The organism is Bordetella sp. H567, from assembly GCF_001704295.1.
Taxonomy (GTDB): Bacteria; Pseudomonadota; Gammaproteobacteria; order Burkholderiales; family Burkholderiaceae_B; genus Bordetella_C.
In genome coordinates, this window is sequence record NZ_CP012334.1 from 519,626 (window position 1) to 545,162 (window position 25,537).

Annotated in this window: 23 protein-coding genes, 1 tRNA gene and 1 pseudogene; 16 read left to right on the forward strand and 9 right to left on the reverse strand. The window is 66.5% G+C overall.

The features are described from left to right. Positions 1-443: 443 nt before the first annotated feature. Positions 444-1,721 carry a Vi polysaccharide biosynthesis UDP-N-acetylglucosamine C-6 dehydrogenase TviB gene (tviB, locus tag AKI39_RS02315; RefSeq protein WP_145925173.1) on the forward strand — a complete coding sequence of 426 codons (1,278 nt, stop codon included), beginning with the start codon at positions 444-446 and terminating at the stop codon, positions 1,719-1,721. Between the two features lie 26 nt (positions 1,722-1,747). Continuing rightward, positions 1,748-2,773, forward strand: a complete 1,026-nt coding sequence (locus tag AKI39_RS02320; protein ID WP_066632066.1) for an SDR family oxidoreductase — start codon at positions 1,748-1,750, stop codon at positions 2,771-2,773. Between the two features lie 65 nt (positions 2,774-2,838). Here AKI39_RS02320 and AKI39_RS02325 read toward each other — a convergent pair whose 3' ends face one another. Then, positions 2,839-4,236, reverse strand: a complete 1,398-nt coding sequence (locus AKI39_RS02325) for a phosphomannomutase/phosphoglucomutase (RefSeq protein ID WP_066632072.1) — start codon at positions 4,234-4,236, stop codon at positions 2,839-2,841. A 411-nt stretch (positions 4,237-4,647) separates the two neighbouring features. Here AKI39_RS02325 and AKI39_RS02330 point away from each other — a divergent pair, with 411 nt between their 5' ends. Genes AKI39_RS02330 through AKI39_RS02345 form a run of 4 tightly spaced genes read left to right on the forward strand, consistent with a single transcriptional unit; the run spans position 4,648 to position 8,963 of the window. Beyond that, positions 4,648-6,063: an FAD-binding oxidoreductase gene (locus AKI39_RS02330; RefSeq protein ID WP_066632074.1), complete on the forward strand. Its 1,416-nt coding sequence runs from the start codon at positions 4,648-4,650 to the stop codon at positions 6,061-6,063. Between the two features lie 22 nt (positions 6,064-6,085). Beyond that, positions 6,086-6,802 (forward strand): response regulator transcription factor, encoded by a 717-nt coding sequence (locus AKI39_RS02335; protein WP_066632076.1) that lies wholly within the window; start codon positions 6,086-6,088, stop codon positions 6,800-6,802. Further along, entirely contained in the window at positions 6,799-8,169 is a 1,371-nt protein-coding gene (locus tag AKI39_RS02340) for a sensor histidine kinase (RefSeq protein WP_066632077.1), read from the forward strand. Before AKI39_RS02335 ends, AKI39_RS02340 begins: the two co-directional genes overlap by 4 nt. 56 nt (positions 8,170-8,225) lie before the next feature. After that, the gene (locus tag AKI39_RS02345) at positions 8,226-8,963 is read left to right on the forward strand and encodes a phosphatase PAP2 family protein (protein ID WP_066632078.1); all 738 of its coding nucleotides are present in this window, start codon (positions 8,226-8,228) and stop codon (positions 8,961-8,963) included. Here AKI39_RS02345 and AKI39_RS02350 read toward each other — a convergent pair. The 4 genes from AKI39_RS02350 to AKI39_RS02365 all read right to left on the reverse strand — a co-directional run bounded on the left by AKI39_RS02350 (position 8,946) and on the right by AKI39_RS02365 (position 12,829). After that, positions 8,946-10,235: a TRAP transporter large permease gene (locus AKI39_RS02350; RefSeq protein WP_066632079.1), complete on the reverse strand. Its 1,290-nt coding sequence runs from the start codon at positions 10,233-10,235 to the stop codon at positions 8,946-8,948. The two genes, AKI39_RS02345 and AKI39_RS02350, sit on opposite strands and share 18 nt — an antisense overlap. Next, positions 10,226-10,783, reverse strand: coding sequence for a TRAP transporter small permease (locus AKI39_RS02355; RefSeq protein ID WP_083228582.1), 558 nt, complete (start codon positions 10,781-10,783; stop codon positions 10,226-10,228). Before AKI39_RS02355 ends, AKI39_RS02350 begins: the two co-directional genes overlap by 10 nt. A 7-nt stretch (positions 10,784-10,790) precedes the next feature. Continuing rightward, positions 10,791-11,777, reverse strand: coding sequence for a TRAP transporter substrate-binding protein (locus tag AKI39_RS02360; protein WP_066641969.1), 987 nt, complete (start codon positions 11,775-11,777; stop codon positions 10,791-10,793). A 218-nt stretch (positions 11,778-11,995) separates the two neighbouring features. Beyond that, on the reverse strand, positions 11,996-12,829 hold the full coding sequence (locus AKI39_RS02365; protein ID WP_066632082.1) for an NAD-dependent epimerase/dehydratase family protein: 834 nt from the start codon (positions 12,827-12,829) through the stop codon (positions 11,996-11,998). Between the two features lie 152 nt (positions 12,830-12,981). Here AKI39_RS02365 and AKI39_RS02370 point away from each other — a divergent pair, with 152 nt between their 5' ends. Continuing rightward, the gene (locus tag AKI39_RS02370) at positions 12,982-13,716 is read left to right on the forward strand and encodes a FadR/GntR family transcriptional regulator (RefSeq protein WP_066632084.1); all 735 of its coding nucleotides are present in this window, start codon (positions 12,982-12,984) and stop codon (positions 13,714-13,716) included. Between the two features lie 160 nt (positions 13,717-13,876). Here the strand turns inward: AKI39_RS02370 and fahA are convergent, their stop codons facing one another. Then, the gene (gene fahA, locus AKI39_RS02375; RefSeq protein ID WP_145925174.1) at positions 13,877-15,190 is read right to left on the reverse strand and encodes a fumarylacetoacetase; all 1,314 of its coding nucleotides are present in this window, start codon (positions 15,188-15,190) and stop codon (positions 13,877-13,879) included. A gap of 136 nt (positions 15,191-15,326) precedes the next feature. After that, positions 15,327-16,655, reverse strand: a complete 1,329-nt coding sequence (gene hmgA / locus AKI39_RS02380; protein ID WP_066632087.1) for a homogentisate 1,2-dioxygenase — start codon at positions 16,653-16,655, stop codon at positions 15,327-15,329. A gap of 211 nt (positions 16,656-16,866) precedes the next feature. Here hmgA and AKI39_RS02385 point away from each other — a divergent pair, with 211 nt between their 5' ends. Continuing rightward, entirely contained in the window at positions 16,867-17,772 is a 906-nt protein-coding gene (locus AKI39_RS02385; RefSeq protein ID WP_066632088.1) for a LysR family transcriptional regulator, read from the forward strand. Here the strand turns inward: AKI39_RS02385 and AKI39_RS25690 are convergent. Further along, positions 17,757-17,918, reverse strand: a complete 162-nt coding sequence (locus AKI39_RS25690) for a hypothetical protein (RefSeq protein WP_158515143.1) — start codon at positions 17,916-17,918, stop codon at positions 17,757-17,759. The two genes, AKI39_RS02385 and AKI39_RS25690, sit on opposite strands and share 16 nt — an antisense overlap. Before the next feature lie 28 nt (positions 17,919-17,946). Then, the gene (gene mutM, locus AKI39_RS02390; protein WP_066641970.1) at positions 17,947-18,774 is read right to left on the reverse strand and encodes a bifunctional DNA-formamidopyrimidine glycosylase/DNA-(apurinic or apyrimidinic site) lyase; all 828 of its coding nucleotides are present in this window, start codon (positions 18,772-18,774) and stop codon (positions 17,947-17,949) included. Here mutM and AKI39_RS02395 point away from each other — a divergent pair. The 8 genes and pseudogenes from AKI39_RS02395 to AKI39_RS02430 all read left to right on the forward strand — a co-directional run bounded on the left by AKI39_RS02395 (position 18,773) and on the right by AKI39_RS02430 (position 25,528). Continuing rightward, a pseudogene (locus AKI39_RS02395) lies at positions 18,773-20,654 on the forward strand (tetratricopeptide repeat protein). The gene mutM and the pseudogene AKI39_RS02395 overlap by 2 nt on opposite strands. A gap of 2 nt (positions 20,655-20,656) precedes the next feature. Continuing rightward, complete coding sequence (gene lolB / locus AKI39_RS02400) at positions 20,657-21,226, forward strand: lipoprotein insertase outer membrane protein LolB (protein WP_145925390.1); 570 nt, start codon at positions 20,657-20,659, stop codon at positions 21,224-21,226. A gap of 3 nt (positions 21,227-21,229) precedes the next feature. After that, positions 21,230-22,186, forward strand: a complete 957-nt coding sequence (gene ispE, locus AKI39_RS02405; RefSeq protein ID WP_066632089.1) for a 4-(cytidine 5'-diphospho)-2-C-methyl-D-erythritol kinase — start codon at positions 21,230-21,232, stop codon at positions 22,184-22,186. Further along, positions 22,187-22,260 (forward strand) — tRNA-Gln (locus AKI39_RS02410). It abuts the gene before it with no gap. 104 nt (positions 22,261-22,364) lie between these two features. Further along, a complete protein-coding gene (locus tag AKI39_RS02415) occupies positions 22,365-23,315 on the forward strand; it encodes a ribose-phosphate pyrophosphokinase (protein ID WP_066632090.1) in 951 nt (316 codons plus the stop codon). A 117-nt stretch (positions 23,316-23,432) separates the two neighbouring features. Next, positions 23,433-24,056 (forward strand): 50S ribosomal protein L25/general stress protein Ctc, encoded by a 624-nt coding sequence (locus tag AKI39_RS02420; RefSeq protein WP_066632092.1) that lies wholly within the window; start codon positions 23,433-23,435, stop codon positions 24,054-24,056. 105 nt (positions 24,057-24,161) lie between these two features. Then, positions 24,162-24,758, forward strand: a complete 597-nt coding sequence (gene pth / locus AKI39_RS02425; RefSeq protein WP_066632098.1) for an aminoacyl-tRNA hydrolase — start codon at positions 24,162-24,164, stop codon at positions 24,756-24,758. Positions 24,759-24,760: 2 nt separating this feature from the next. Further along, positions 24,761-25,528, forward strand: a complete 768-nt coding sequence (locus AKI39_RS02430; RefSeq protein WP_066632100.1) for a CPBP family glutamic-type intramembrane protease — start codon at positions 24,761-24,763, stop codon at positions 25,526-25,528. Positions 25,529-25,537 lie beyond the last annotated feature (9 nt).

The following is a 25,537-nucleotide window of genomic DNA, read 5'->3' on the forward strand; positions in this document are numbered from 1 at the left end:
TGGACCGTTGAATGGCGTGAAAATTTCTTCTTGCATCGCACAAAAAGTTTGGCTATGATTTGCCCATCGGATGTCGAAACGCAGTCGGCGCGGTGCAAAACCCCGGCGGCGATCAGAGTACCTGGGAGGGTACTCCAGGGTTAACCCTCTGCGACATGCCACGGTTGTCTCCTCCACCCTCCTCCTTTGGTGGATTTAGCCCGAGATCGTCAGATCTCGGGCTTTTTTTTATCCATTTTCGGCCCATGGCGCTTCGTGCGCGTGCACCGCGCGCACCGCGCCGCGGGTCCGGCATGTCGGCAGGCCGGGAGGCCGCGGCGGGGTTTCTGCGCCATAGGCCGGCGGGGTTCGCGGTATCGGCCGCAAGGTTTCCCGTCGCAAGCCGGGAGCGCCACGTCCCCATCCACTAAAATCGCCGGATCGATAGCGGTAGGAAATCCGTCATGTTGCGTATTCAGGATGTGAAGTTGGCCATCGTGGGGCTGGGTTATGTCGGCCTGCCGCTTGCCGTCGAATTCGGCAAGAAGCGCGCGGTTGTGGGCTTCGACATCGACTCGCGCCGCATCGACGAACTCAAGCGCGGCCAGGATCACACCCTGGAGGTCGACCAAGCCGAACTCGGGGCCGCCAGCCACCTGGAATTCACCGCCGACCCGGCGCGCCTGGCCCAGGCCAACGTCTACATCGTGACGGTGCCCACGCCCATCGACGCCTATAAACAGCCGGACCTGACGCCGCTGCGCAAGGCCAGCGAAACGATAGGCCGGGTGCTCAAGCGCGGCGACATCGTCATCTACGAATCCACGGTCTATCCCGGCGCCACGGAGGAAGACTGCGTGCCCGTGCTGGAACGTGTCTCCGGCCTGGTGTTCAACCGGGACTTCTACGCGGGATACAGCCCGGAACGCATCAATCCCGGCGACAAGAGCCACCGCGTCAACACCATCAAGAAAGTGACTGCCGGCTCGACGCCGGAAGTCGCCGACCTGGTGGATGCCCTGTACGGCGAAATCGTGACCGCGGGCACCCACAAGGCCGCCTCCATACGCGTGGCCGAGGCGGCGAAGGTGATCGAGAATACCCAGCGCGACGTCAACATCGCCCTGATCAACGAGCTGGCGCTGATATTCAACAAAATGGGCATCGATACCGAGGCGGTGTTGCAGGCCGCCGGCACGAAGTGGAACTTCCTGCCGTTCCGGCCCGGCCTGGTTGGTGGCCATTGCATCGGCGTCGACCCCTACTACCTGACGCACAAGGCCCAAAGCCTGGGTTATCACCCCGAAATCATCCTGGCGGGCCGCCGGCTGAACGATGCCATGGGCGGCTACGTCGTGTCGCAGCTGGTCAAGGCCATGACCAAGCGCCGTATCCACGTACAGGGGGCGCGTGTCCTCGTCATGGGGCTGGCCTTCAAGGAAAACTGCCCCGATCTGCGCAATACCCGAGTGGTCGATATCGTGCGGGAACTGCGGGAATACGGGGTGGACGTCGATGTCCACGATCCTTGGGTCGATCCGGCGGAAGCGCGGGCCGAATATGGCATCGAGCCCGTCTCCACGCCAGCGCCCGGCCACTATGACGGCATCGTTCTTGCGGTAGCGCATCGGCAGTTCGCCGAACTGGGCGCGGCACGGATACGCGCCTACGGCAAGCCCGAGCACGTGCTGTACGACTTGAAGTATGTCCTCCAGCCCGGTGAATCCGACCTGCGTTTGTAAATCCACGTTTGAAAAAAGGGCAAAGCATGACGCACCGCTATCAGCAAATCACCGAAGACCTGCGCAAGGCGCCTCGCACTTGGCTGGTCACCGGCTGCGCCGGGTTCATCGGCTCGAACCTGGTGGAAACGCTGCTCAAACTGGACCAGGTGGTGGTCGGCCTGGACAATTTCTCCACCGGCTACCAGCACAACCTGGACGAAGTCATGGAACTGGTGTCGGCCGAGCAATGGGGCCGGTTCACTTTCATCCAGGGCGATATCCGCGACCTGGAAACCTGCCGCAAGGCCGCCACGGGCGTGGACTTCGTGCTGCACCAGGCCGCGCTGGGTTCGGTGCCGCGCTCCCTGCAGGAGCCCATCACCACGAATTCCGTGAACGTCGACGGCTTCCTGAATATGCTGGTCGCGGCGCGCGACGCGCGGGTACATGGCTTCGTCTATGCGGCGTCCAGTTCCACTTATGGCGACCACCCGGCGCTGCCCAAGGTGGAATCCGAAATCGGCAATCCCCTGTCGCCCTACGCCGTGAGCAAGTATGTGAACGAGCTGTATGCCGACGTGTTCGCCCGCAGCTACAGCTTCGGCAGCGTGGGACTGCGGTATTTCAATGTGTTCGGCAAGCGGCAGGATCCCAACGGCGCCTACGCCGCCGTCATCCCCAAGTGGATCGGCGCCATGATCCGGGGCGAGGATGTCGTCATCAACGGCGACGGGGAAACCAGCCGGGACTTCTGCTTCGTGGAAAACGCCGTGCAGGCCAATCTGCTGGCGGCGCTGGCGCAGGGGCAGGGCACGCATCAGGTCTACAACGTGGCGTTCAACGCCCGCACCAGCCTGAACGACCTGTTCAAGCATCTGACCCGGCTGCTGGCCAAGCATGGCGTGCAGTATGACAAGCCGCCCGTCTACGGCGATTTTCGTCCGGGCGACGTGCGGCATTCGCAGGCCGACATTGCCAAGGCCAACGATCAGCTGGGCTACAAGCCCATGCACGACATCATCGAAGGCCTGGAAGTCGCCATGCCCTGGTATACGCAGTTCCTGCGATAAGGCGGGACGCGGTCGCGGCCCGCGCTATCGCAGGCCGCCCCGCGCGATGGTCGACCCGCCGCTCGTCAGAAGGGCAGCTTGGCGTCCGGCTTGAGCGCCAGCAACTGCTTGCGGAAGTCGTCCTGGATGCGCGCCAGCGCGGCTTCGTTGTCCGCCTCGAACCGCAGTACCACCACCGGGGTGGTGTTGGATGGCCGTGCCAGGCCGAAGCCGTCCGGATACTCGGCGCGAACGCCGTCGATGGTCACCACCTGGACGGCGCCGTCGAACTTGCCTTTCTCCTGCAGGGCTTTCACCAGCGCGAACGGTTCGCCTTCCTGCATTTCCAGTTTGAGTTCCGGCGTGGACAGCGCCTTGGGCAGGGCCTCCAGCACGGCCGACGGATTGGCGTCGCGCGAGATGATTTCCAGCAGGCGCGCGCCGGTGTACAGGCCGTCGTCGAAGCCGTACCAGCGTTCCTTGAAGAAGATGTGGCCGCTCATTTCGCCCGCCAGGGGCGCGCCCGTTTCGGCCAGCTTGGCCTTGACCAGGGAATGGCCGGTCTGCCACATCAGCGGCTGGCCGCCGGCCTGCTTGACGGCCAGGCCGACGTGGCGGCTGCACTTGACGTCGTAGATGATCATGGCGCCCGGGTTGCGGGACAGCACGTCGCGCGCGTACAGGATCAGCTGGCGGTCGGGCCAGATGATCTCGCCCGATTTCGTCACCACGCCCAGGCGGTCGCCGTCGCCGTCGAAGGCCAGGCCGATTTCGCAATCCGTGGTTTTCAGGCAGTGGATCAGGTCTTCCAGGTTGTGCGGATCGGCCGGATCGGGATGGTGGTTGGGGAAGTTGCCATCCACGTCGCAGAAGAGCTCGGTGACCTCGCAGCCCATTTCGCGGAACAGCCGGGGCGCGATGGCGCCGGCGACGCCGTTGCCGCAATCGATCGCGATCTTCATCGGGCGCGCCAGCTTGACGTCGCCGATGATGCGTTCGATATAGCGGCCGACGATGTCCATGGTGCGGCGGCGCCCGGGGGCGATGCCGGCGGGCGCCTGGCCGGCGGCCGCTTCCATCGCGCCGTGCAGGCTCTGGATATCCGCGCCGTACAGGGCCGCGCCGCCCATCATCATCTTGAAGCCGTTGTACTTGGGCGGGTTATGGCTACCCGTGACGGCGACGCCGGAGCCGGTTTTTTCGGTATAGGCACCGAAGTACACCAGGGGTGTGGGCACCTGGCCGATGTCCAGGGTGCTGACGCCGCCGGCATTCAGCCCTTCCTGCAGGGCCAGGGCCAGTTCTTCGCTGCTGAGGCGGCCGTCGCGGCCGATCACGAGTTCAGGAATGTTCTTTTCGCGTGCGCGGGCCGCCAGGGCCAGCCCCAGTTCGCGCGCGAAGCGCGCGTTGAGCAGGTCGGGCACGGTGCCGCGTATGTCGTACGCCTTGAAGATAGAAGCCGGGAAAGACGACGCATTACCCACGGTAGTTCCTTTGTGGTCGAATGATTCGGTAAAGACGGAAGGGCGATTATCCCCGATAAGCGAGGCCGGTCCGCGTGGGGTGCATGGCCTAATGCCAAGGACCTAACGCGTATGGATGGCGCGGTCATCGTGGATCGGGCTTCCGCCCGGATGGGGTGGCGGCATCGCGCGGGCCTGGCTCGCTTGCGGTCGGCTCCCGCGGGTGCCCCGAAGGCGCGTACCGGAGGATTCCGCCAGGCCGGCCGGGACGCCGGGATGGCGTGCTGCCACCTGGGATTGTGGCACGGAGGCGCGCCGCGGGGCTGTGTCGGAAACCGACAATCCTGACCGGGTGTTGCGGGACACCGCATCGCCCTACAATAGCCGCTCGGCCCGGCCAAGCACCGGGCACATGATTCATAACGGTGGCCGATGACCTTCCTTGCCGAACTTCAAGCTCTGCTGGGCGCCGACCAAGTACTGACCGGCGGCGATACCGACTCCTACACCCTGGACTGGCGCGGCCGGTATCGCGGCCGCGCGCTGGCCGTCGTGCGCCCGGATTCGGCGGAGTCGGTCGCGGCGGTCGTGCGCCTGTGCGCGCGCCATGGCGTTCCGGTGGTGCCGCAAGGCGGCAATACCGGCCTGTGCGGCGGCGCGACGCCGGCCGACGACGGCAAGGCAGTGGTACTGTCGCTGGCGCGCCTGAACCGCGTGCGTGCCATCGATACCGACAACGACACCATTACGGTCGAAGCCGGCTGCATCCTGCAGGCGGTACAGCAGGCCGCCGAACAGGCCGGACGCCTGTTCCCCCTGAGCCTGGCGGCCGAAGGCAGCTGCACCATAGGCGGCAACCTGGCGACCAATGCCGGCGGTACGCAGGTGCTGCGCTACGGCAATACGCGCGATCTCACCCTGGGGCTGGAGGTCGTGACGCCTGACGGCGAGGTCTGGCATGGCCTGCGCGGGCTGCGCAAGGACAACACGGGCTACGACCTGCGTGACGTGTATATCGGCAGCGAGGGCACCCTGGGCATCATCACGGCGGCCACCCTGAAGCTGTTTCCCCTGCCGGTCGCCCGCTGCACGGCGCTGCTGGCGGTACCGGACGTCGAGGCGGGCGTGCGGCTGCTGGGGCGTGCGCGGCAGGGCTTCGGCGCCGCGCTGACCGGTTTCGAATTGATGGCGGGCAACTGCCTGCAGGCGGTGGTGCGGCTTTTCCCGCAGCAGCGCCTGCCGTTCAGCGGGGAATCGGCTCAATCGCCGTGGTTCGCGCTCCTGGAATTGTCGGACAGCGAAAGCGAGGCCCATGCGCGCGAGCGTTTCGAAACCGTCCTGGGCGAGGCGATCGAGGCCGGACTGGCCACGGATGCCGCCATCGCGGAAAACATCACGCAAAGCCGGGCGCTATGGCATCTGCGCGAGAGCATCCCCCTCGCGGAGGCGGAACTGGGCAAGTCCATCAAGCATGACGTATCGCTGCCCATTTCCCGCATCGCCGATTTCGTGCGCACGACCAACGCGCTGCTGCAGCAAAACTTTCCCGGCGTCGGCCATGTGATCTTCGGCCATCTGGGCGACGGCAACCTGCACTACAACGTCACCCGCGCCGCCGGCCAGGAAGAAGCCGCGCTGCTGGCGCGACAGCCGCATATCTATGGCGTGGTGCATGACAGCGTGCACGCGCATGGCGGTTCCATCAGCGCCGAGCATGGCGTCGGCCAATTGAAGATAGACGAATTGCCCCGCTACAAGGACCCGGTCGAACTGGCCCTGATGCGCCGGATCAAGAAGGCGCTCGATCCCGCCGGCATCATGAATCCCGGCAAGGTCGTGCGGCCCTGACCGGCGCGCGACGGACTCCGCCATGACGGCCGCGCCTCTCTCTGCCGCGCATTACCGTGTGCTGATCGTCGAAGACGACGCCACGATCGCCGGCAATCTGTACAGCTTCCTGGAAGCGCGCGGCTTCGTGCCGGACGCCGCGTATGACGGCCGCGCCGCCTTGGCGCTGCTGACCTCGCAGCACTTCGACGCGGTTATCCTGGACGTGGGATTGCCGGGCATGGACGGCTATGGCGTGCTGCGCGCGCTGCGCAAGGAGCACATGCTGCCGGTGCCCGTGCTGATGCTGACGGCCCGCGACGAACTGCAGGACAAGCTGGCCGGGTTTTCGCATGGCGCGGACGACTACCTGACCAAGCCCTTCGCGCTGGCCGAGGTCGAGGCCCGCCTGCACGCGCTGATCCAGCGCGCCAATGGCGCGGTCGCTACGCCGGTCCGGCGCTGCGGGCCATTGAGCTATGACAGCCGCCGGCGCGCCGTGGCGGTCGACGGGCAGGCCGTGCACCTGACGCGCAAATCCTGCATGATCCTGGACGCGCTGCTGCGCGATCCCGGGCGGGTGGTTCCGCGTCCGGAACTGGAAAGCCTGCTGTGGGGCAGCGAGCCGCCGTCTTCCGATGCCCTGCGCAGCCAGGTGCATCTGTTGCGCAAGGCGCTGGCCGATGCCGGTTTCGATGGCATCGAAACCGTGCATGGCACGGGCTGGCGCCTGGTCTGCCCGCAGGGCGGCGCCGCATGAAGAATGGCGGTACGCTGACCCAGCGCGTGGTATGGGCCTTGACCGGCACGGTGTCCATATTCGTGTCGGTGCTGGTCGTGCTGGCCTACCTGACTTTCGACCAGATGGAAGACGATCTGGTCAACGACATCCTGATCACCGAAACCGACCGCCTGATCCAGCGCGTCGAAAGCGGCGAGGAAACCTTGCCGATACACGGCGCGCACGAGCTCGGCGGCACGATGCGCGCCTGGGTGCAGACGCCGGATGGCGCGGATACGGCGATACCCAAGGAACTGCTGGGCCTGAACGATGGCCTGCACCTGCTGGAGCCGGGCACGGAAACCTGGCATGTGGTGGTCGCGGACATGTCCAAGGGGCGGCGGATGTATGTCGTGTATGACGCTACCGACAACGAGGATCGCGTCTTCGATTTCGGCCTGATCGTCCTGGGCCTGGGCGTCATCTGCATCGTCGCGGCCTATGGTGTCGCCCGCAAGGTGGCGTATCTGGCCGTGGGGCCCATGCTGGCCTTGACGGACCGGCTGGCGACCTGGGCGCCCGGCGCGCCGGACCTGGCGGTGGAACGCAATGACGAGGCCGGCCGGCTGGTCGAGGCCTTCAACCGCGTGCAGAACCAGGTCGACCGCTCCCTGGCGCGTGAGCGGGAATTCGCCGCCAACCTCAGCCACGAGGTGCGCACGCCGCTGGCCGCCATCCGCAGCGATGGCGAACTGATGTTGCTGGCGCCGGACGCCACGCCGGGCCAGCGGACGCGCCTGGCGCGTATCGTCCAGAACGTGGATAGCGTGGCGGCCGCGCTGGAAAGCGCACGTGCCATGGCGCGCGACGAACCGCGCACGCCCGAGCCGGTGGACCTGGCCGAATGCCTGGCCGTGGCCTGGCAGGGGCTGGAAGCGAACGCCCAGCAGGCCGGCCTGGCGCTGGAGGACCACATCGCCGGCGGCACGGTGCGTCTTCTGGATCGCTACGCGCTGCTGACGGTGCTGCGCAATCTGGTCCGCAATGCCATCGAGCACGCCGCACCCGCGGTATTGTCAGTGCGCGCCGTCGATGGCGGGCTGGAAATCCGCGACAACGGCAAGGGTATCCGGCCGGAAGACCTGCCTTTTGTTTTTGACCGTTATTACAGTGTGCGCCGACGCGACACGCAGGGCCATGCGGCGGACGAAGGCGAGGCCGCGGAGGCGCCGGATCGCGGCCTGGGCTTGGCCATCGCCAAGCGCGTCTGCGATATGCAGGGATGGACGCTGAGTGTTGAATCCTGGGTCGACGTCCCGCAACACGGCACCTGTTTCACGTTGCGTTTCAACGGCGCGGAGGCGGTATCCGGACGGTCGGCCCCGGCGGCCGCCCGGGCAATTTGACAATTATTCGATATCGTCCTGGGTAGTGTGCCGGGATCGTTTTTTTCGGCCTCCCCATGCATTCCCATGTTTCCCCGTCCGGCCAGGGCGCGATCCGTGCCGAAACCTATCTTTTTACCCACGTATTCGGCGTGACGCTGCTGTTGGCCGTGCTGGCCACGGCGATCAATTATTCCGGGCTGGACATGGCGTTGTCGCGGTTCTTCTACGACGCGGCGAGCGGTGGTTTCCCATGGCGCGCCTCGCGGGTGCTGGAAACGCTGGGCCATCGGGTGGTGCTGGTGCTGCCGGTTGGCGTGGCCATCGCGGCCCTGGCCGCGGCACTCGCCAGCCATTGGTTTCCCGCGCTGCGCCCGTGGCGCGGCACCCTGTGGGCGATCGCGCTGACCTGCGGCCTTGGGCAGCTCATTATTTCGCAGCTGAAGTACCACACCGCGCTGCCGCGGCCCTACAACCTGAGCATGTTCGGCGGCTACGCGAACTATCCCAATCATTTCTGGGCCATGAGCCGGCGCCAGGCCGGCGGTGCCCTCCCGAGCAACCATGCCGGCGCCGGCTATGCCTTGCTGTCGCTGTACTTCGCCGGCTGGTCGATGCGCCGCCCCGCGTGGCGCTGGGGCGGGCTGGCGATCGGCGTCGGGGCCGGGGTGGTGTTTTCCGTCGTGCGCATCATGCAGGGCGCCCATTTCCTGAGCCAGACCGTATGGTCGGCCTGCGTGATGTGGGCGGTGGCCAGCCTGCTGTTCTATCCGCTGCTCACGCGTCCGCGGCCCGCCTTACCCGCTGCCAAGTAGGATCCCGGGCAGCCACAGCGAGAACGCCGGCACATAGGTGACCAGCGCCAGCGCCGCCAGCAGCGCGCCGTAGAAGGGCCAGATGGTGCGCATCACCGTGCCCACCGAAACTTCGCCGATGGCGCAGCCGACGAACTGCGTGGTACCCACTGGCGGCGTGTTCAGGCCCAGCGCGCAATTCAGCAGCATGACCATGCCGAACTGCACCGGGCCCATGCCGTACTGCACGCAGATGGGCAGGAAGATGGGCGTGCAGATCAGGATCGTGGCCGCCATGTCCAGGAAGGTGCCCAGCACGAACAGGACGATGTTCACCATCAAGAAGATGGCCCACGGGCTGGTGGAGATGGATCCCAGCAGTTCGCCGGTTTTTTCCGCCACGCCGTAGAAGCTGATCAGATAGCCGAAGGTGGCCGAGATCCCGATCAACAGCAGCACCACGCCGGTCGTCTTGACCGCCTTGGCGGCGGCGCGTACGAACTGATCCCACGTTAGCGTGCGATAGACCAATACCGTCAACGCCAGCGCGTAGATCACCGCCACCGCCGCGGATTCCGTCGCGGTGAAGACGCCGCTCAGAATGCCGGCGATGATGACCACCACCACGAACAATCCCGGCGTGGCGGCCAGCAGCGAACGCAGCACGATGTTCCAGCCGGGAAAGGTGCCGGCCGCATAGCCGCGATGGCGCGCCACGAAGTAAGCCGCGGCCAGGTTGCATAGCGTCAGGATCAACGCGGGCAGCAGGCCCGCCGCGATCAGCGCGGCGATGGATACCTTGCCGCCCGCCGCCAGGGTATAGATGATGATGTTGTGGCTGGTGGGCATCAGCGCGCCGACCAGCGCGGCATGCGTGGTGACGTTGACCGCGTAGTCGGCGTGATAGCCCTCGCGCTTCATCATGGGGATCATGACCGAGCCCATCGCCGATACGTCGGCCACCGGCGAGCCCGATACCCCGCCGAACAGCGTGCAGGCCACCACGTTGGACATGCCCAGTCCGCCGCGCACGTGGCCGACCAGCGAGCGCGCGAAATTGACGATGCGGTCGGCGATGCCGCCGTACAGCATCAGTTCGCCGGTGAAGATGAAGAAGGGGATGGCCAGGAAGGAAAACGCGTTCATCCCCGACGTCATCTGCTGGAAGGCCACCGCGACGGGTAGATCTTCGTACAGGATGGCGGCGATGGAGGCCAGGCCGATGGCGAAGGCCACCGGCACGCCGATCACCAGGAAACCCAGGAACGAGACGGAAAGCAGTGTCAGCGCCATGCGGGGATGACCTCCTGGTTGCGCAGCAGTGCCACGATGTGCTCGATCGAGAACAGCGCGATCAGTCCACCGGAGAGGGTCGCGGGCATGTATTTCCAGCCTTCGGAGATGCCCAGGTTGGGCATCATGTAGCCGGCCACGGATTCAGCCAGGATGGCGCAGTTCCACGCCATCATCACGCCGAACAGGAAGACCAGCCCATGGATGAATATCTCCATGCGCCGCTTGCCGGCCGGGGGCAGGGCTTCCAGCAGCGATTCGAAGCCGATGTGGCCGGCGTCGCGCACCCCCACCGCCGCGCCCAGCATGGTCACGTACAGCACCAGCAGCATGGCGATGCTTTCCGCCCAGGTGGGTGTACGGTTCAATACGTGGCGCCCGAAAATCTGAAACCCCACGGCGGCGATCAGGCAGGTCAGCCCGGTCACGCTGACCCACATGCAAACGCGCGCCAGCAGCCTGCAGCAGCGCGTGTAGGCATCGAGCAGCCGCGCGCCGCCGGTCCGGCCCGCCGCCGGCATGGTGTGTTCCTGCGAACTTGCCAGCATGGCGTCCTCACTGCACCGCTTGGATGCGCTGTACCAGGCCCTTCATTTCGGGGGTGGTGACGAAGCGCTCGTAAACGGGCTTCATCGCGGCCTGGAAACTGGCCTTGTCCACCTCGATGATCTGCGCGCCGGCCTTCTCGACGATCGACCGGGACTTGGCTTCGCGTTCCGCCCACAGCTTGCGCATATAGGGCACCGATTCCGCGGCGGCCTCGCGCAGGATCTTCTGGTCTTCGGGCGACAGCTTGTCCCACTGGCGCTTGGAGAAGATCAGGATCTCCGGCGTCATGCTGTGTTCGGTCAGGGAGTAGTACTTCGCGACCTCATAGTGGTGCGCGCTTTCGTAGCTGGGGAAATTGTTTTCCGCGGCATCCACCAGTCCGGTCTTCAAGGAGGTGTAGACCTCGCCCATGGCCATGGGCGTGGCGTTCGCGCCCATGGCTTCCACCATGGCCACCGACAGATCCGATTGCTGCACGCGGATCTTCAGGCCCTTGGCGTCCGCCAGCGTCTTGATGGGCTTGTTGCGCGTGTACATGGACCGCGAGCCGCTGTCATACCATGCCAGTCCGACGAAGCCCGCGCCTTCGCAGGCCGTGAGCAGCTGTTTGCCGATGTCGCCGTCCAGCACCGTGTGCAGGTGATCGACGGAGCTGAACAGGAAGGGCAGGGAAGGCACGCGCGTGTTGGGGCAGATGTTGTGCATGGCCGCGCTGCTGACGCGTGCCATGGTCAGGGCGCCCAGCTTGACCTGTTCGATGGAATCGTCTTCCGAACCCAGCTTGGCGCCGGAGAAGACACGGATGGTCATTTTGCCGCCGGAGCGCTCCTTGACCAGGTCGGCCATGTGGCGCACGGCCAGCACGGTCGGGTAGTCGTCGGGATGGATATCCGCGGAGCGGAATTCCGCGGCCCGTGCCGCCGGCGCGACGGCCAGCAGCGCGGCCAGGGCGAGCGCGCCCCGGGCGAAGGCCGCGCGGGCGGCCTGGGACATCGTGCCTGCCGCGCGGGTATGGTGCGTGGTCATGTGCAGCGTCATTGTCTACCTCCTGGTATTTGCCGTCCGCCGCGCTTTTGGCGCGGGCCGCGGCGAGCCTTTATTCGGGCTTCTATCGGCGAGCCCGTGTTCAGGCTTCTCTCGTTGGGAAAAAGGTGGGGGCGAAATCCTTGCGTCGTTGGGACCGTGGTTGTGGGCGTCGATAGGGGAAGGCTTCAGAAGGGGCCGGTCTTGACGAAGGCGCCGCCCTGGTAGCGCGCGACGGGATCGTCCGGCGCCAGCGGCGGCTGCGTTTCCACCTTGGCGCGAAACTGCTCCGACGAGTCCTTGGGCTGGAAGCCCAGGTGTGCGGCGCGCGAGTTGTCCCACCAGCTGTCGCGGTTGGCCGAGGCGCCGTACACGATGGTGTGGCCGACGTGCGGCGTGAAGAGGGACTGCGCGATCAGGTGGGTCAGGTCGTCGTAGCTGAGCCAGGTGACCAGCATGCGCCTGTCCTTGGCTTCCGGAAACGAAGAGCCGATCCGCAGGCACACGGTTTCGATGCCGTAGCGGTCGAAATAGAAGCGCGACAGGTTTTCGCCGAAAGCCTTGCTGATGCCGTAGTAGCCGTCCGGCCGCACGGGGACATCGGCGTCGATGACCTGCCCCTGCCGGTAGAAGCCGATGACGTGGTTGGAACTGGCGAAGACCACGCGCTTGATGCCGTGCCGGCGGGCGGCCTCGTACAGGTTGTACACGCCTTGGATGTTGGCCGGCAGGATCTCGTCGAAGGGGCGTTCGATCGACACGCCGCCCATATGCACGATGGCGTCCGTGCCGCGCACCATGCGGTCCACCGCGTCCGCATCGGCGAGATCGCCGAGGACGATCTCCTCGCCGTCCTGGGCGGCGCCCAGGTCCGCGATATCCGATAGCCGAAGGGTGCCCGCGTAGGGTTTCAGGCGCTCGCGCAGCACTTTGCCGAGGCCGCCGGCGGCGCCGGTCAGGAGCAGGGTGGAGATGCGTTGCGTCTGTGACGGGGTGGGGGTAGGCGTAGCCTGGGGGCTCACGACGTTGTCTCCTGGGGTGCGACGCCGGTGTTTACACCACGTCGGTTTGGGTGTTCAATCGGGTAGCTTATAAGTCATCGTACAACGCGCGGCCAGTATAATGAGGCCCGCAAACGCCCGTCAAGCGGGGCGGGCGACCAGGAAATTTCACTATGACGACGTCCATGTCCGCCGAACTTCCCGCGCGCCGGCGCCCACGCAGCCTGGCGCAGGAACTCGTCGAAAGTCTGTCCACGCGGATACGGGCCGGCGAAATCCTGCCGGGCGAAAAACTCCCCACCGAATCCGAGATCATGCGCGCCTTCGGTGTCAGCCGTACGGTGGTCCGCGAAGCACTCTCGCGCCTGCAGGCGTCGGGCCTGGTGGAAACGCATCACGGCGTGGGCACCTATGCGCTCAAGCCCAACACGGGCGGGGATTTTCGCGTGGATCCCGCCGATATCGGCACGGTGCGCGACATCCTGGTGATCCTGGAACTGCGCATTTGCCTGGAAACGGAGGCAGCCGGCCTGGCCGCCATGCGCCGCACCGAGGAACAGCTGGCGCTGATGCGCGAGGCCCTGGACCAGTTCCGCGCCGCGCTACAGCCCGGCGGCGACACCGTGACGCCGGACTTCCGCTTCCATCTGCTGATCTCGCAAGCCACGGACAATAAATACTTCGCCGATCTGCTGTCGCACCTGGGGGCGGCCATTATTCCGCGCACGCGGATCAATTCCGCCAAGCTGGGCGACGAAGACCGCGAGCCCTACCTGGCCCGCGTCAATCGCGAGCATGAAGACATCTACGAGGCCATCCGGCGGCAGGACCCGGAGTCCGCTCGCGCCGCCATGCGTACCCACCTGAGCAACAGCCGCGAACGGCTGCGGCGCGCGCAGGAGCGCTGAAGACGGGGTCCGCCCCGCGCCCGGGCCGGCAAGCCGAGCCATGGGCCGACGTCGGCGCCGTGCACGCCGCTCTTGGCAAGGGCGGGCACCTCGGGCATGACGGCGATCCGGCGGACTGGGAGGCGGCCAAGCCCGCCTCTTGTCATATGACGTATGACGACTAGAGGGCCGGCAGCACCCGTCCAACGGCCGCGCCGAAAGACAGCCGGGGATAGCCCGGCTTGACGCATTCCGCGCCCAGGCTGACTTCGTCGCCGTCTTGCAGGAAGGTGCGGGTTTCGCCCCAGGGTAGGGTGAGGGGCGTTTTGCCACCCTGGGTGAGTTCCAGCAGCGAGCCGGCCTGGTCCGGTTCCGGGCCTGACAACGTGCCGGTGCCCAGCAGGTCGCCGGGCTGCAGGTTGCAACCGTTGACCGTGTGATGGGTCACGAGTTGGCCGACACTCCAATACGCATCGCGGAAATTGCTGCGCGACAAGGTGGCGGCGGCCTCGCCCTGGCCGCGTGATTGCGCCGTGCTGAGCGTGGCTTGCAGGCGTACGTCGAAGGCGCCCGCGGCGCTGTTTTGGGCGCCGCTCAGATACGGCAGGGGCATCGGTTCGCCGGCGGCGCGCTGGAAGGGGGCGCGGAACGGCGCCAGCGCTTCCAGGGTGACGATCCAGGGCGAGATGGTGCTGGCGAAATTCTTGGACAGGAATGGGCCCAGCGGCTGGTATTCCCAGGCTTGCAGATCGCGCGCCGACCAGTCGTTCAGTACCGTCAGGCCGAAGACGTGCGCTTCGGCATCCTCCAGCCCGATGCGGCGGCCGAGCGGGTTGCCGGTGCCGATGAACACGCCCAGCTCGACTTCATAGTCCAGCCGCGCGCACGGCCCGAAGCCGGGCGTGCCGCCTTCCTGTGCCGGCCGGGTCTGGCCGACGGGACGGTGGAACTGCTGGGCCACGCCGATGCTGGAGGCGCGGCCGTGGTAGCCGATCGGTACCCACTTGTAATTGGGCAGCAGCGGATTGTCGGGCCGGAACTGGCGGCCCACCGCCGTCGCGTGATGCAGGGAAATGTAGAAATCCGTGTAGTCGCCGATGCGTGCCGGCACCGAAAACTCGGCCTCTGCCTGCGCGACCAGCAAGGGTTCGATGGCCTGCTGCATCGGCGAGCCCTCGCGCAGCGCGCGCGACAAGGCCAGGCGCAAGGCCGACCAGCAGGCGGGACCCAAGGCCATCAGCGTATTCAGGCCGCTGTCCTGGCAGGCGGCCAGGGCGCGCGCGGCCTCGCCGCTGAACGGCTGCGTCCGCGCCAGCGCGGCCAGATCCAGGATGCGATCGCCGATGCCGGCACCCGGCCGCCAGGCCTCCTGCGAGCTGGCCGGACGGAAGACGCAGTAAGGCAGGTTTTGCACCGGGAATCCCCGCGCATCGTCGTTGGCGCTTGCCAGCCAGCTGCGCAGCGCGGGATCGTGGGTCTCATTCAGAACGCTCATGGTGTCTGTCATCCGAGGTGGCGCCCGGATGGGGCGCCCGTTTCAGTCGAAAGCCGCGGACCCGTGGTCCGCGGCGGGCTCTTTGTCTTGCCGGGGCGCGCGGCGTTCCATGCCGCGCGCGAGCGCCTTGGCTGCGCTAGGGCCGCGTGGGGTCGAAGTGCTTGCGCAGTCCTTGCCAGCAGGCGTCGTAGTCCGACTGCAGCTCGGGCCATTTCAGCGCGGCGGCGGCAGGGCGTATCACGCGTCGCGTCTCGAACATGAAGGCCATGGTGTCGCGGATGTAGTGCGGCGTCGAGGTGTCGGCCTGGGAGGCCTTCTCGAAGGTCTCCGCATCGGGACCATGTCCGCTCATGCGATTGTGCAGGCTGGCGCCGCCCGGCATGAAGCCCTCGGCCTTGGCATCGTAGACGCCCTGTATCAGCCCCATGAATTCGCTGGCGATATTGCGATGGAACCAGGGCGGACGGAAGGTATCCTCCATGGCCAGGATGCGCGGCGGGAAGATGGCGAAATCCATGTTGGCCGTGCCCGGGGTATCCGAGGGCGAGGTCAGCACCGTGAAGATGGACGGGTCCGGATGATCGAAACTAATGGAGCCGATCGTGTTGAAACGGCGCAGATCGTACTTGTAAGGCGCGTAGTTGCCATGCCAGGCCACCACGTCCAGCGGCGAATGGTCGAGCCGCGCACGCCAGAATCCCCCCTCGAACTTGGCGACCAGGGCGAAGTCGCCTTCGATGTCCTCGTACCACGCGACCGATGTTTCGAAGTCGCGGACGTTGGCCAGGCAGTTCGAACCGATGGGCCCGCGTTCCGGCGGCCGCATGGGTGCGCCGAAGTTTTCAAGCAGATAGCCGCGCGCGGTGCCATCGGGCAGCGTGACGCGAAAGCGCATGCCGCGCGGAATCACGGCGATTTCCAGCGGCGCGAGGTCGATGCGCCCCAATTCGGTATCCACCCGCAGCCGTCCCTGCTGCGGCACGATCAACAGTTCGCCGTCGGCGTCATGGAAATAGCGGCCTTGCATGGGCGCGTTCGCCGTATAGATATGGATGCCGACGCCGCTGTCTTCGCCGGGACCGCCGTTGCCGCCGACCGTCGCGATGCCGTCGATGAAATCCGTGGGGGTCTGCGGCATGGGGCGCGCGCCCCAACGCAAGCGGTTGGGCGAGACAGGCTGAGCGCCGAAATGGCTGACCCAGCCGCCCGCCTGCGCGCAGGCCTCGAAGGGCCCGACCTGCGCGGCAGGGCGAATGCGGTAGAGCCAGCTATGGCGGTTTTCGGCGCGGGGCGCCGTGAAGGCCGTGCCGGAAAATTGTTCGGCGTACAGGCCGTACGGACAGCGGGTGGGCGAATTGCGGCCCACCGGCAGCGCGCCGGGCAGCGCCTCGGTGGCGAAGGCGTTGCCGAAACCGGTCATGTAGCAGGGGGCCTGGTCGTTCGCGGCAGGGGGCTGCGAGCTCATGGGATGTCTCCGTCTTGTGTGCGGGAGCGGGCGCGGCGGCCGCGGCCCGTCGTAGGGCGATTTTCCCCGAGGCGGCAGTGCGACGCTAGATGAATGGAAAAATACCGCCCATAAATTTGATGAATAATGGGAGGGCGCGCGTCTCATCACTGCCGGCGGCGCCCTGGCCGACGCATCACGGCATCCTCATCCTCTATACGGCGATATCCCCATGCCCGACCTGCGCGCGCTCGACTTGAATCTCCTGGTCCTCTTCCAGTACCTGGTGGAAGAGCGCAATCTTTCCGCCGTTGCGCGGCGCCTGGGCATCACGCAGCCGGCGGCCAGCAACGCCTTGCGGCGGCTGCGCGCGACCTTCGACGATGTGCTGTTCGTGCGGACGCCGCAAGGCATGCTGCCCACGCCCTACGCACAGCACCTGGCCGGCGCGGTGGCCGAAGCGCTGGGCATGCTGGCGCATGCGCTGGAAGCACCGCCCCGATTCGACCCGGCGACCAGTACGCGCCGGTTCCGCGTGGCGATGACCGACGTGGGCGAGATCCACTTCATGCCGGGGCTGATGGAACGCTGCGCGCGCGAGGCGCCCGGCGTACGGGTCGAATCGGTGCGGCTGCAGGGACCGGAACTGCAGCGCGAGCTGGACGCGGGGCAGGTCGACATGGCTTTGGGCGCCTTTCAGGGGCTGGGTGGGGGCCTGTTGCAGCGCATGCTGTTCCGCCAGGGCTATGCCACCCTCTTTCGCCACGGCCATCCCACCGCGCACGAAGGAATGGGTCTGAAGGCCTTTCGCGCCGAGCGCCATCTGGTGGTATCCCATGCCGCGCCCTACGGTCAGGTGAACCAGGCGCTGGAAAGAGCCGGGCTGGTGCTGGCATCCCACTTCAGCGTGCCGCATTTCGCGGCCGTGCCTTACATCGTCAGCGTGACGGACCTGCTGGCCACGGTGCCGAGCAAGCTTGCCGACAGCGCGGCCGAGCGCTTCGGGCTGCGCGTGCTGACGCCGCCGGTACGCGTGCCGGCCCTGCAAAGCAATCTTTACTGGCACGCGCGCTTCCAACGCGATGGCGGCAACCAGTGGCTGCGTGCGTTGATCGTCGATTCCTACGCGCAGCGTTGATATTTCAGCGGTGATGTGGCGTTGGCGCAGGCGTCGGCGTAGGCCAGGGCAGGAGCCAGGGCGAGGGTCAAGGCGCCGGCCGGCTTGATGGCGAGCGCGCAGGCGATGGCGATGGCGATGGCGATGGCCAGGCCCTGCACATCCATTGCACAGGCCTGCCATTGAGCGCGCGCCCTAGGCGCGCTGGCACTTGACGCAGTAGTACGTGGCGCGCTGGCCCTGCACGATGCGGCGGATCGCGGTCCCGCAGACGCGGCAGGGCTGCCCCGCACGCTCGTAGACGGCCGCGTGGATGGTGAAATAGCTGCCCGGCTCGCCGCCCGCGCCCACGTAGTCGCGCAGCGTGCTGCCGCCGGAAGCCAGCGCGTCCGCCAGCGTCTGCCGGATGGCCTGGGCCAGGCGGTCGCAGCGGGCCGGCGACAGCCGGCGCCCAGGCGTGCGCGGATGGATGCCGGCGCGAAACAGGCTTTCCGATGCGTAGATATTGCCCACTCCCACCACCGCTTCCCCGGCCAGCAGCAGTTGCTTGACGGGCGCCGCGCGCCCGCGCAACTGCTGGTGCAGCCATGCTCCATCAAAGCGCTCGTCAAAAGGTTCGATGCCCAGCCGCGCCAGCAGCGGATGGAATTCCACGGGACCGGCATCGGCCGGATGCCAGAGTACCGCGCCGAAACGGCGCGGATCGTGCAGGCGCAGAGTCGCGTGTTCGAATATCCATTCAACGTGGTCGTGGCGCCGCGGCGCTTCGCCCTCCGGCACGCGGCGCAGTGAGCCGGACATGCCCAGGTGCACGATTTGCGTGCCATGGTCGAAGCGCAGCAGCAGGTACTTGCCGCGGCGTCCGCATTCCAGGACCGTACGGCCGGAAAGGGTCTCGGGAAGGTCGGCCGGAACAGGCCAGCGCAGGCGCGGTTCTCTTACCACCAGCTTGACCAGCGGCCGGCCTGTCATGACGGTTGCGATTCCCCGCCGCGTGGTCTCGACTTCAGGCAGTTCAGGCATCAGCCAGTGTAAGATGATCAGTTGCGTGTACAGATTGTGCCATTTATCGGACGGGACGCGTGAAGTCGTCGCATATGCATATCAAATATGGGTTCGCCTCGCTGATGCTGGCGCTGGCCGGATTGCAGGCCGCGCCTGCGCAGGCCGCGGAAAGGCACACCGCCGACACCATCGCGCCGCGCGTGCAGCGGGCGCCGCGTCAGGAAACCGATGTCATCCGCTTGCGCGAAGGCCAGTTGCCTTACGTCCGCCTGACCTCCAGCATCATGTACCGGATCCTGGCCTCGGAAATCGCCGCGCAGCGCGGGATGTACGGCACCGCCGCGACCACCATGCTCGGCCTGGCCAAGGACGTGGCCGACCCGCGCGTGGCACGCCGTGCGCTGGAATTCTATCTGGCGGGCGGCAACCTGAAAGGTGCCCTGGACGCCGCGCGGGTGTGGGCGCGCCTGGCGCCGGGCGATCCGGAAGCCGGCACCACCGAATTGGCGCTGGCCGCGGCCAATGGGCAGACCGACGGCCTGGCCGAAGCGCTGCGCAAGCGCATCGACGCCGCGCCGGACAAGACCGCCGCCATCTCGCAATCGCTGGCCGTGCTGGGCCGCATCAACGATCGCAAGACCGCGCTGTCCATCCTGGACCAGGCGCTCAGCCCTGCCGTGCGCAAGCTGCCGGCGGCGCACATGGCCCTGGCCGACGTGGCGCAGGCCGCGGGCGACAATGCCCGCGCCTTGCAGGAAGCGCAAGCCGCGCTGCGCGCCGATCCGAAATCCGAGGCCGCCGCGCAGCGCGTCCTGGAATACGGCATGAGGGTGGATCCCCGGCAGGCGACCGCCGATGCGCGCGCCTTCATTGCCAAGCATCCCGATGCTCGCCGCCTGCGCCTGATGCTGGCCGGCCAGCTTTCCGAAAGCGGTGACTATGAGGGCGCCTTGGCCGAGCTGCGCGCCATGTCGCGCCGTTCGCCGGAAGATTTCGACCTGATGTTCATGCAGGCGCAGCTGGCGTACAAGGCAGGCCGCCTGGACGACGCGCGCCACTTCCTGGAACAGTACCTGGACGTGCAGAACCAGCGCCAGCGTGCACTGGTGCCGGGCACGTCGGACGCGCCTGGTGCCGCCGCCGACGCGCGCGTCCTGCTGTCGCGCATCGCGGAAGACCAGGGACGCTACGACGACGCGATCGCGGAACTCGGCAGGATCGACGATCCGGCCGTGCGCTACCAGGCGCGCATGCGCCAGGCCACGCTGCGCGCCAAGCAGGGCAATGTCGATGCCGCGCTGAAGATGATCGACCAGTCCCAGCCCCAGGACGAGGAAGAGCGCGTGCTGGGCGTGCTGACCAAGGCGCAGATCCTGCGCGACGCCAACCGGACGGACCAGGCGGTGGCGCTGCTGTCCGGCGCGGACAAGGCCATTCCGGACACGGTCGAGATCAAATACGAACTGGCCATGCTGTACGAACGCCAGGACAGGATCGTCGATCTGGAACGCCTGCTGCGGCAGGTGATCGCGCTCGATCCCGATCACGCGCATGCCTACAACGCGCTGGGCTATACCCTGGCGGACCACAACATCCGCCTGAAGGAAGCCCTGGACCTGATCACGCAGGCGATGGACCTGGCGCCCGACGATCCCTACATCATGGATAGCATGGGCTGGGTCAAGTACCGCATGGGTGACAACAACGCGGCCTTGACGTTCCTGCAGCGCGCCTATTCGCGCCGCCCCGAGCCCGAAATCGGTACGCACCTGGGCGAAGTCCTGTGGATGCAGGGGCGCAAGGACGAAGCGCGCGCCATCTTCGCGGCGGCCGCGCGCAAGGACCCCGCCAACAAGACGCTGCGCGACACCATCAAGCGCCTGGGGGTCAGCCTGTGAGGCTGGCGCGCTGGCGCGCCGCCCTGGCGGCGGCTGCGTGCCTGGTGTTGACGGCCTGCGTTACCCCGGGACGTATCGCCGGCAGTGGCGGCGCGGGGGAATTTTCCCGGGTGGGCCGTTTCGCGCTGACCGTCACCCAGGACGACGGCAAGCAGGACGCGCTGCAGGGCGGTTTTTCCTGGCTGGACGACGGCCGCCGCTATATCCTGGACCTGACCAACCCGCTGGGCGCCACGCAGGCCCGCGTGGAGGGGCAGCCGGGCATGGCGGTGCTAAATAAATCCGACGGGACGCGGCAAGAGGCACGCGATCCCGACGAACTCGTGGCCGATGCGATAGGCAGCCGTATCCCCGTATCGGGGCTGCGCGATTGGTTGCGCGGGCGCCTGCCCGCGCGCCCGCCGGCGGACCACGTGGAGCGCGACCCATCGCAGCGTCCCGTGGCGTTCGACCAGGGCGGCTGGCAGGCCCGATTGTCCCGCTACGACGAGCTGGGCCCGCAGGTGCTGGTACTGGAACGGCGCGAGCCGGATCGGCGCATCCTCCTGCGCCTGGTCGTCAATCCATCCTGAATCGTGAACCTGTACGACGTTCCGGCGCCCGCCAAGCTGAATCTCTTCCTGCATATCGTCGGGCGCCGGGCCGACGGCTATCACCTGCTGCAGACGGTTTTCCGTTTCATAGGCCTGGCCGACAGCCTGAATTTCGAGTCGCGCGCCGATGGCCGCATCGTTCGCGTGGACGCATTGCCCGGCGTTCCGGTGGACACCGACCTGACCGTGCGCGCGGCGCTCGCGCTGCAGACGGCCACCGGTACCCGCCAGGGCGCGTCGATCGGGCTGGAAAAGCGTATTCCCATGGGCGGGGGGCTGGGGGGCGGTTCCAGCGACGCGGCCAGCACGCTGATCGCATTGAACCGCCTATGGAATACCGGGCTGTCGCGCGCCGAGCTGATGCGGCTGGCCCTTCCCCTAGGGGCCGACGTGCCGGTATTCATTTTCGGCCAGTCCGCTTTCGCCGAGGGGGTGGGCGAGATCCTCACCGCCGTCCCGCTGCCGGAACGGGCGTACCTGGTGGCACAGCCGGACGCCAGCGTGCCGACGCCGGCGGTCTACGGCGATCCTGATTTGACAAGGGATACGCCGTGTATCAAAATAGCGGACTTTCTCGCTTCGACTGATTTCGGCAAGACAGCGCGAATGCAAGGTGGGCAAGCCCCGCCCCTGTATGGCCGGAATGACATGGAGCCTGTCGTCTATAAGCGTTTTCCGGAAGTTTTCCGGGCCGCTGAATGGCTGGCAAGTCCTGGAATCGTTGCGCGTATGTCGGGTTCCGGCGCTTGTCTCTTCGCCGAATTCCACGACATGCAAGCCGCGATTTTGGCGGAGCAGAAAATAGCCGCTACAATGCGCGTCGCCGGTAAAATGGCGGATACGTCGCAGGCAGTGCAAGAACCGCCCGTGCGGTTCCGGTTGGTGCAGGCGAGTCCTGGGTTGATCGAGCATCCGTTGCGGCACTGGATTGCAAGCTAGTGGGGAGTCGCCAAGTTGGTTAAGGCACCGGATTTTGATTCCGGCATGCGAAGGTTCGAATCCTTCCTCCCCAGCCCAACATATCTATAGAAAAAGCTGTTGAACACGCCCGCCTCGCCGGCACAGGTTCAGCAGCTTTTTTTGTTTCGCCTTCGAAACGACACACAGTGTCTGCATCATGACAAAAGACAGTTTCATGATTTTCACCGGCACCGCGAATACGCGGCTGGCCGTCGATGTGGCCAACCACTTGGACATGTCGCTGGGCAAGATGACGGTCGGTCGGTTTTCCGACGGCGAAGTCATGGTGGAAATCAACGAAAACGTCCGCGGCAAGGATGTCTTCGTGCTGCAGCCGACCTGTGCGCCCACGAATGACAACCTGATGGAAATCATGGTCATGGTGGATGCGCTGCGCCGTGCGTCCGCTGGCCGCATCACCGCCGCGATTCCGTATTTCGGCTACGCGCGGCAGGATCGCCGCCCGCGGTCCGCCCGCGTGGCCATTTCGGCCAAGGTCGTGGCGAACATGCTGCAGGTGGCGGGCGTGGACCGCGTGCTGACCATGGACCTGCATGCGGACCAGATCCAGGGTTTCTTCGATATCCCGGTGGACAACATCTACGCCGGCCCCATCCTGCTGGGCGACATCTGGCGCCGCAATTTCGCCAACCTGGTCGTCGTGTCCCCCGACATCGGCGGCGTGGTGCGTGCCCGCGCCCTGGCCAAGCAGCTGGAAGCGGACCTGGCCATCATCGACAAGCGGCGCCCGCGCGCCAATGTGTCGGAAGTCATGAATATCATCGGCGAAGTCGACGGCCGTACCTGCGTCATCATGGATGACATGGTCGACACCGCCGGCACGCTGTGCAAGGCGGCCCAGGCCCTGAAGGAACGCGGCGCCGGCGCGGTCTACGCCTACTGTACCCACCCCGTGCTGTCCGGCGGCGCGGTCGACCGCATCCAGGGCTCGGAACTGGACGAACTGGTCGTGACGGACACCATCCCGCTGTCGGAACAGGCGCGCTCGGTCGGCAAGATCCGCCAGCTGTCGTGCGCCGGCCTGCTCGGCGAAACCATATTGCGCATTTCGAACGCGGAATCGGTCAGCTCGCTGTTCGCGGACTGAACGCGTTTTCCCCCTCTCGCTTGCCCGCTGGTCGCGGCGCGCAAGCGAAGCCACGGTTCGCATGGTGCGGCCGTGTTTTACCGGGACGCCTCCGCGTCCCACTGTTTGGAGTCATCCATGAAATTCAACGCCACTGCGCGTAGCGTCCAGGGATCGAGTGCGAGCCGCCGCCTGCGCCGCGCGGGCCGGGTTCCCGCCATCGTTTACGGTGCGGGCAGCCAGCCCCTGAACATCGAGCTCGACCACAACGAGATCTACCACGCCCTGCGCAAGGAAGAGTTCCACTCCTCCATCCTGGACATGCAGATCGAAGGCGGCAAGGGCGAACAGGTGCTGCTGCGCGCCGTTCAATGGCACGCCTACAAGCAGCAAGTCCTGCACGTCGATTTCCAGCGTGTGGATTCCAGCAAGGTGCTGCACACCAAGGTGCCGCTGCACTTCATCAATGCCGAAGTTTCGCCGGCCGTGAAGCTGAGCAGCGCGATCATCACTCACGTGCTGAACGAAATCGAAGTGGCCTGCCTGCCGGGCGACCTGCCGCAGTTCATCGAAGTGGACCTGTCCAAGCTGATCGGCGGTGCTTCGCTGCACCTGTCCGACATCCAGCTGCCCAAGGGCGTGACTTACCTGGCGCACCGCGGTGACGCCAACCCGGTGGTCGCCTCGGCGCTGGTCAAGGGCGGTGCCGCGGAAGACAGCGGCGACGCGGCGGAAGGCGGCGAAGCCACGCCGGCGGCCTGACGAAGGCCACCTGACACGGTGCGGCTTGTCCGGCGCACCGTGCCGCTGTACTGCGAACCCTGCGTGTGGAATACCATACGCAGGGTTTTTTCATCGTAGATAGTCATGTCCATCCCCATCCGCTTGATCGTCGGCCTGGGCAATCCCGGTCCGGAATACGAAACCACCCGCCACAACGCGGGCTTCTGGCTGGCCGATCACATCGCCGACGACCTGCGCGCCAGCTTCGCGATGGAAAAGGGTTTCAACGGCTTTGTCGCCAAGGCCAGGCATGGCGGCGAAAACGCCGTCCTGCTCAAGCCCATGACGTATATGAACCGGTCGGGCCAGTCCGTGGGCGCGCTGGCGCGCTTCTACAAGTTCGCGCCGGAACAGATCCTCGTGCTGCATGACGAACTTGACCTGCTGCCGGGTCAGGTCAAGCTCAAGCAGGGCGGCGGCCATGCCGGCCACAACGGCTTGCGCGACATCCAGTCCGCATTGGGCAGCCCGGCTTTCTGGCGGCTGCGGATCGGCATCGGCCATCCGCGCGCCCTGGGGCTGGCGCAGCAGGTGGCTGATTTCGTGCTGCATCAGCCGCGCCGCGAGGAATTGACCGGCATCGAAGCGGTGATCGACCGCTGCCGCGCCGTTATCCCCTCGCTGCTGGACGGCGAATTCGTCCGCGCGACCCAGCAGCTGCATCGCGGCAACGAGGGCTGATCATGCGGGCATCCCCAGGCGGCACCGTGCCGCGGCTACGCGGCGATATCGCGGATTTCTGGCGCTTCCTGCGCCGGCCCACGCTGCGCCACCTTTCGCCGCGCCGCCGGGGCACGGGCCAGCGCGCGGACTGGCTGCCGCCCGTGCCCCTGCGCCGCCTGATGGCCTGGGTGGCCATGCTGTGGGGGATCAACTTGTTCGCGCTGGGGCCGCTGGCCGTGGCCGTGGCGACGCTGGGCGGCGCGCATCACAAGCTGGAGATGGGCGCGATCCCCTGGTTCACCGCCATCGTCTGGGCGCCGCTGGTGGAAGAAATGCTATTCCGCTACGGGCTGCGGCGGCCCGTGCACGCGCTGTGGGTCGTTCCCTTGATGATCTGGCCGCTGCTGCGCGGGCCGAATGCGTACACGGCGACGCTGATCGTGGCGGTGCTGGCTGTTATCGCCTGGACGCAGCGCCAGGGCGGCGACGCGCGGCGCACCTGGAAGTGGGATTGGCGGCGCCGCTACGTGCGGTATTTCCCTTGGATACTGCATTCCGCGGCACTCGTCTTTGCCGGCATGCATCTGGGCAATTTCTACCTGAACCATACGCCGCTGGGACTGATGCCGCTGCTGGTGCTGCCGCAGTGGCTGACCGGGCTGGTATTGAGCTGGATGCGGACGCGCCGGGGGATAGGGGCGTCGATATTGATGCATGCCTTGTTCAACGCCGGACCGGTGCTGCTGGTGCTGGCGTTCATGAAGTGGGCGCCTGAAGTCGTTTCGTGAGCCGGGAGA